This is a genomic window from Phenylobacterium sp. (assembly GCF_031425575.1).
Taxonomy (GTDB): Bacteria; Pseudomonadota; Alphaproteobacteria; order Caulobacterales; family Caulobacteraceae; genus Phenylobacterium.
In genome coordinates, this window is record NZ_JANPJP010000200.1 from 1 (window position 1) to 5,966 (window position 5,966).

7 protein-coding genes and 1 pseudogene are annotated in these 5,966 nt (G+C 66.7%); all 8 read left to right on the forward strand.

All coding sequences use genetic code 11. From position 1 onward, the window contains the following. The coding region (locus RMO97_RS11470; protein ID WP_310541166.1) for a CTP synthase at positions 1 to 769 on the forward strand (769 nt) is incomplete at its 5' end. A 27-nt stretch (positions 770 to 796) separates the two neighbouring features. Then, a complete protein-coding gene (locus RMO97_RS11475; protein ID WP_310541167.1) occupies positions 797 to 1,138 on the forward strand; it encodes an MmcQ/YjbR family DNA-binding protein in 342 nt (113 codons plus the stop codon). Between the two features lie 88 nt (positions 1,139 to 1,226). Next, on the forward strand, positions 1,227 to 1,409 hold the full coding sequence (rpmF, locus tag RMO97_RS11480; protein WP_215340463.1) for a 50S ribosomal protein L32: 183 nt from the start codon (positions 1,227 to 1,229) through the stop codon (positions 1,407 to 1,409). 215 nt (positions 1,410 to 1,624) lie between these two features. Continuing rightward, a pseudogene (eno, locus tag RMO97_RS11485) lies at positions 1,625 to 2,905 on the forward strand (phosphopyruvate hydratase). 78 nt (positions 2,906 to 2,983) lie between these two features. Further along, a complete protein-coding gene (locus RMO97_RS11490) occupies positions 2,984 to 3,544 on the forward strand; it encodes a cytochrome b/b6 domain-containing protein (protein ID WP_310541169.1) in 561 nt (186 codons plus the stop codon). 23 nt (positions 3,545 to 3,567) lie between these two features. Further along, positions 3,568 to 4,263 (forward strand): VIT family protein, encoded by a 696-nt coding sequence (locus tag RMO97_RS11495; protein ID WP_310541170.1) that lies wholly within the window; start codon positions 3,568 to 3,570, stop codon positions 4,261 to 4,263. Positions 4,264 to 4,397: 134 nt separating this feature from the next. Further along, complete coding sequence (locus RMO97_RS11500; RefSeq protein WP_310541171.1) at positions 4,398 to 4,694, forward strand: septum formation initiator family protein; 297 nt, start codon at positions 4,398 to 4,400, stop codon at positions 4,692 to 4,694. Between the two features lie 171 nt (positions 4,695 to 4,865). Then, complete coding sequence (pdhA, locus tag RMO97_RS11505) at positions 4,866 to 5,912, forward strand: pyruvate dehydrogenase (acetyl-transferring) E1 component subunit alpha (RefSeq protein ID WP_310541172.1); 1,047 nt, start codon at positions 4,866 to 4,868, stop codon at positions 5,910 to 5,912. Positions 5,913 to 5,966 lie beyond the last annotated feature (54 nt).

Below are 5,966 nucleotides of genomic sequence, written 5' to 3' on the forward strand. Positions count from 1 at the left end.
GGTGAACATCGCCATCGTCGGCAAGTACACAGGCCTCACTGACGCCTACAAATCCCTGGTGGAGGCCCTGATCCACGGCGGCGTCGCCCAGAACGTGCGGGTGAAGTTCGACTGGATCGAGGGCGAGGCCTTCGAACGCGAAGAGGGCCTGATCGCCGAGCGCCTGACCGAGGTGCACGGCGTCCTGGTGCCCGGCGCCTTTGGCGAGCGCGGCTCGGAGGGCATGATCCGCGCCGTCCAGTTCGCCCGCGAGCACATGGTCCCCTATTTCGGCGTCTGTTTCGGCATGCAGATGGCCATGATCGAGGCGGCCCGGAACCTGGCCGGCATCGGCGCGGCGTCCTCCACCGAGTTCGGCCCCACCTCCGAGCCCATCGTCGGCCTGATGACCGAGTGGACCAAGGGCAACGAGCGCCAGATCCGCAAGGAAGGCGACGACCTGGGCGGCACCATGCGCCTGGGGGCCTACGAGGCCATCCTGACGCCGGGCTCCAAGGTCAGCGAGATCTATGGCGACGTGACCATCAGCGAGCGCCACAGGCACCGCTACGAGGTCAATATCGACTACCGCGACCGCATCGAGCAGACGGGCCTGGCCTTCTCGGGCCTATCCCCCGACGGCGTGCTGCCGGAGATCTGCGAGCGCAGCGACCACCCGTGGTTCATCGGTGTCCAGTTCCACCCCGAACTGAAGAGCCGCCCCTTCGAACCCCACCCCCTGTTCGCCAGCTTCATCGGCGCGGCGAAGGATCGCTCGCGTCTGGTCTGACGGCGATTTTCGAGTCAGGCTCAGCCCATGCTGACCTGCGACGACATCCGCTGCATCGCGCTGGCCCTGCCGCAGGCGGAGGAGCAGCCGCACTTCGACTCCACCTCGTTCCGGGTGAAGGGGAAGATCTTCGCCACCATGGCCGACGAACCCCGCGCCACCCTGAAGCTCGACCCCGAGGACCAGCACAACCTCGCGGAGGCCCATCCGGGCGTCGTCGAGGCCGTGGACGGCTACTGGGGCCGCAACGGCTGGACCGTGGTCCAGTGCGCGGCGATGGACGCCCAGACCCTCTCTGGACTGATGAGGATGGCCTGGGTCAATGTGGCGCCCAAGCGGCTCGCAAAAGCTTTCGTCCAGGGCGCTTGAAACGAAGCGGGGTTTGCGTCATACACCCGCGCTCACGTCGGCGGCCCGCAGGCCGCCGCTTCCATTTCCACGCCTGAGAGATTCTCCCATGGCCGTTCCGAAACGCAAAGTCTCGCCCTCGCGTCGCAACATGCGCCGCAGCCACGACGCCCTGGGCGCCAATTCCTATGTCGAAGACAAGGAAACCGGCGAACTGAAGCGCCCGCACCACGTCGACCTGAAGACCGGCATGTACAAGGGCCGTCAGGTCATCACGCCGAAGGAAGACTAGCTCTTCCTCGCCGCGCCTTCGGGCGCGCGGACCTTCGAGCCGTTAGACTAGAAAAGCCACCCGCTGCGGCATCCGCGGCGGGTGGCTTTGCCTTGGGCGTCTGTCTCGACCGGGCGTGAACCCCAAGCGCCCCGAGACCTCCGCAAGATTGCCCCCGGGGCCGAAGCTGGATAAGGGTCGCGCGCCTTTTCTCATATGCCCAGCCGAGAACCGCCATGACCGAGATCGTCGACATCACCGCCCGCGAAATCCTCGACAGCCGGGGCAACCCGACGGTCGAAGTCGATGTGGTGCTGGAAGACGGCTCCATCGGCCGCGCCGCCGTGCCGTCGGGGGCCTCCACGGGGGCCCACGAGGCTGTGGAGAAGCGGGACGGGGACAAGAGCCGCTACGGCGGCAAGGGCGTCCTCCAGGCGGTCGACGCGGTCAACGGCGAGATCTACGACGCGCTCTCCGGCTTCGAGGCCGAGGACCAGCGCCGCCTCGACACCCTGCTGATCGAGCTGGACGGGACCCCCAACAAGTCGCGCCTGGGCGCCAACGCCATTCTCGGCGTCAGCCTGGCGGTGGCCAAGGCCGCCGCGACCGCCGCCGACCTGCCGCTCTACAAGTATGTCGGCGGGGTCTCGGCGCGGGTTCTGCCGGTGCCGATGATGAACATCATCAACGGCGGCGCCCATGCTGACAACCCGATCGACATCCAGGAATTCATGATCCTGCCCACCGGCGCGGCCACCTTCGCCGAAGGCCTGCGCATGGGCGCGGAGATCTTCCACGGCCTGAAGAGCGCGCTCAAGGCCGCCGGCCACAACACCAATGTCGGCGACGAGGGCGGTTTCGCCCCCAACATCGCCACCGCCGAAGAGGTCCTGGCCTTCATCGTCAAATCGGGCGAGACCGCCGGCTACAAGGCCGGCCGTGACTTCGTCCTCGGCCTGGACGTCGCCTCCACCGAGTTCTTCAAGAACGGCAAGTACGAGATGACGGGGGAGGGCAAGACCCTCGACCCGTCGGGCATGGTCGACTACCTGGCCAACCTGGTCTCGGCCTTCCCCATCGTCAGCATCGAGGACGGCTGCGGCGAGGATGACTTCGAGGGCTGGAAGCTGCTGACCGAAAAGCTGGGCGCGAAGGTCCAGCTGGTGGGCGACGACCTCTTCGTCACCAATCCCAAGCGGCTGTCCATGGGCATCGCGCAGGGACTGGCCAACTCGATCCTGGTATAGGTCAATCAGATCGGGACCTTGTCGGAAACTCTTGACGCCGTGGAGATGGCCCACCGCGCCGGCTACACCTCGGTGATGAGTCACCGCTCGGGCGAGACCGAGGACTTCACCATCGCCGATCTGGCGGTGGCCACCAACTGCGGGCAGATCAAGACCGGCTCGCTGGCCCGTTCCGACCGCACCGCCAAGTACAACCAGCTCCTGCGCATCGAGGAAGAACTGGGCGACCAGGCGGTCTATCTCGGCCGCGCGGCTCTGAAGGGCCGCTGATCCCACGCGTCGCCTTGATCCCGATCAAGGCGGCTCCGTCCCCCTTGAGACATTGAGGTTCCGCAACCCGGAGTCGCCATGTCCCTGCACAACACCCGCGCAGCCTACGGCTGGGCGGCCATCGCCCTGCACTGGTTCAGCGCGGTGGGGGTGATCGTCCTCTACCTGCTGGGGGAGCAGATGGAGGAGGCGCCCGACCGGGCGGCCAAGATCGCCGCCCAGGGCCTGCACGTCTCCGTGGCCATGCTGCTCTTCACCTTCCTGGCCGCCCGCCTCCTGTGGAGCCTGTCTCAGCCACATCCTCGCACCCTGGAGTCGAACGTCTGGCTTCAGCGGCTGGCCATGGCGGTCCAGGGCCTGTTCCTGCTGATGATCGCGGTGCTGCTGGTCTCTGGCCCCCTGGCCATCTGGTCGGCCGCCCGCCCGATCCAGGTCTTCGACCTCTTCGCGATTCCCAGCCCGTTCCCCGTGCGCATGGAGGGGCTGCACGACGCCGCCGAGACAGTGCACGGCGCGGCCACCAAGCTATTCTGGCCCCTGATCGCCCTCCACGTCGTCGGGGCCCTGAAGCATCTGCTGATCGATCGCGACGGAACCTTCCAGCGCATCCTGTGGGTCAAGCGCGCCCGGCCCAGCTAAGCTTGCTCCCCGAGGATCCTTCCATGCTGAAATCCCACCGCGAGATGCATCTGATCGAGCGGGTCGGCTGGCTTCGCGCCGCCGTCCTGGGCGCCAATGACGGGATCGTCTCGACCGCCAGCCTGATCGTCGGCGTCGCCGCGGCGTCCCAGGGGCGTGGCGAGATCCTGGTGGCGGGGGTCGCAGGCCTGGTGGCCGGCGCCATGTCGATGGCCGCCGGCGAATATGTCTCGGTCAGCTCCCAGGCCGACACCGAACGCGCGGACCTGGCGCGGGAGCGCGGCGAGCTCGCCACCCAGCCGGAGCTTGAGCTGGCCGAGCTGGCCGGGATCTATGCGGCGCGCGGCGTCGAGCCCAAGCTCGCCGATGAGGTCGCCCGCCAGCTGATGGCCAGGGACGCCATCGGGGCTCATGCCCGCGATGAGCTGGGCATCTCGGAGATGACGACCGCCAAGCCGGTGCAGGCCGCCTTCACCTCGGCGCTGACCTTCGCCGTCGGCGCGGCCCTGCCGCTGGCCTTGGCCGTCGTCACCCCGCTGCCGGCGCTTGTGCCGGCGGTCTCGGGCGCCTCCATCGCCTTCCTGGCTCTGCTGGGCGGAGTGGGCGCACGGGCGGGCGGCGCGCCGGTCTGGAAAGCTGTGGTGCGGGTGACCTTCTGGGGCGCCATGGCCATGGCGCTTACGGCCGGCGTGGGCGCCGTGTTCGGCGTCGCGGCCTGAGCTGTCCTGAGACGACCAGGATAATCTCAATCCAATGCGGCGCTTGGCCCCGCGGGCTCAAGCTTGACCGCAACGCAATATTAAACATGACGGCCGACATTGGGCGGGTCAGAAACGCTTTTGATTCCAGGTCCGTGCTCGCAAGTATTCGCCCCTATCTGCCGACCGCCGCCCTGGCCTTCCTGATCTTCTATTTCGGGTTCCACGCCTTCACGGGCGATCGGGGGCTGCTGTCCTCGGACGCCCGCGACGCCGCCCTGGCCGCCAAGATTTCCGAGCTGGAGAACGTGCGCGTCGAGAGGCGGGACCTTGAGGCCCGCGCCCGGCTCTTGCGCGACACAAGTCTTTCGGCTGATCTGCTGGAAGAACGGGCCCGTTCCCTGCTAGGTTTCGCCGACCCGAGAGACTATGTGATCCGGGTGAAGCCGTAGGGCGGATTCGTTCGTTCCAGAGGCCGACAGCCAAAGCCAGACAACGGTTTTGGTGACCGTCGGGCTCTAACCCAAGGTCTGAAGCGTTGTCGCTTGGACCTGAAGCGAAGACGCTCTCAGGACGACTGACTCGGGAACGAGGCCCAAGTGGCGAACTCCACGGAGAAACGAATGGCGCGCGGGCAGGCAAGCTCGACTTCCAAGCGGAAGAAGAATGACACCGGTGTCATTACTGATACTGCAGACCCCATGACCAAAGCTTCCCTGCTCAAGTTCTATCGCGACATGCTGCTGATCCGCCGCTTCGAGGAGCGGGCGGGCCAGCTTTACGGCATGGGTCTGATCGGCGGCTTCTGCCACCTCTATATCGGCCAGGAAGCCATCGCGGTCGGCGTGCAGTCCATCAAGGAGGCCGGTGACCAGGTGATCACCGGCTACCGCGACCACGGCCACATGCTGGCCTGCGGCATGGACCCCAGGGAGGTCATGGCCGAACTCACCGGCCGCTTCACCGGCTCGTCCAAGGGTAAGGGCGGGTCGATGCACATGTTCTCCACCGAGGCCGATTTCTACGGCGGCCACGGCATCGTCGGCGGCCAAGTGAGCCTGGGCACCGGCCTGGCGCTCGCCAACCGCTACAAGGACAACAAGAAGGTCGCCTTCACCTATTTCGGCGACGGCGCGGCCAACCAGGGCCAGGTCTATGAGAGCTTCAACATGGCCACGATCTGGAAGCTCCCGGTCGTCTATGTGATCGAGAACAACCAGTACGCCATGGGCACCTCCATCGAGCGCTCGTCCTCGGAGACCCACCTCTACAAGCGCGGCGCCTCGTTCCGGATTCCGGGCGAGGAGGTCGATGGCATGGACGTCATCGCCGTCCAGGAAGCCGCGCGCAAGGCCGCCGCCCATGCCCGTTCGGGGGAAGGCCCCTACATCCTGGAAATGAAGACCTACCGCTATCGCGGCCACTCGATGAGCGACCCGGCCAAGTACCGCACCCGCGAAGAGGTCGACGAGGTCCGCAAGACCCGCGACCCCATCGACCACCTGCAGGAGCTGCTGGAGAAGAAGGGCTGGACCGACGAGGCCGCCCTGAAGGCCATCGACGCCGAGGTGAAGAAGATCGTTGCCGACGCCGCCGAATTCGCCCGCACCTCACCCGAACCCGACCCCTCCGAACTCTATACCGACGTCTACCTGGAGGCCGCTCAGTGACCGACGTACTGATGCCGGCCCTCTCTCCCACCATGGAAGAGGGCACCCTGGCCA

Bases quoted from the DNA above. Each gene is read 5' to 3' on its own strand.
- RMO97_RS11490 (WP_310541169.1), top strand. From the start codon at position 2,984: ATGTCCCTGCACAACACCCGCGCAGCCTACGGCTGGGCGGCCATCGCC.
- RMO97_RS11495 (WP_310541170.1), top strand. From the start codon at position 3,568: ATGCTGAAATCCCACCGCGAGATGCATCTGATCGAGCGGGTCGGCTGG.
- RMO97_RS11475 (WP_310541167.1), top strand. From the start codon at position 797: ATGCTGACCTGCGACGACATCCGCTGCATCGCGCTGGCCCTGCCGCAG.
- pdhA (WP_310541172.1), top strand. From the start codon at position 4,866: ATGGCGCGCGGGCAGGCAAGCTCGACTTCCAAGCGGAAGAAGAATGAC.
- rpmF (WP_215340463.1), top strand. From the start codon at position 1,227: ATGGCCGTTCCGAAACGCAAAGTCTCGCCCTCGCGTCGCAACATGCGC.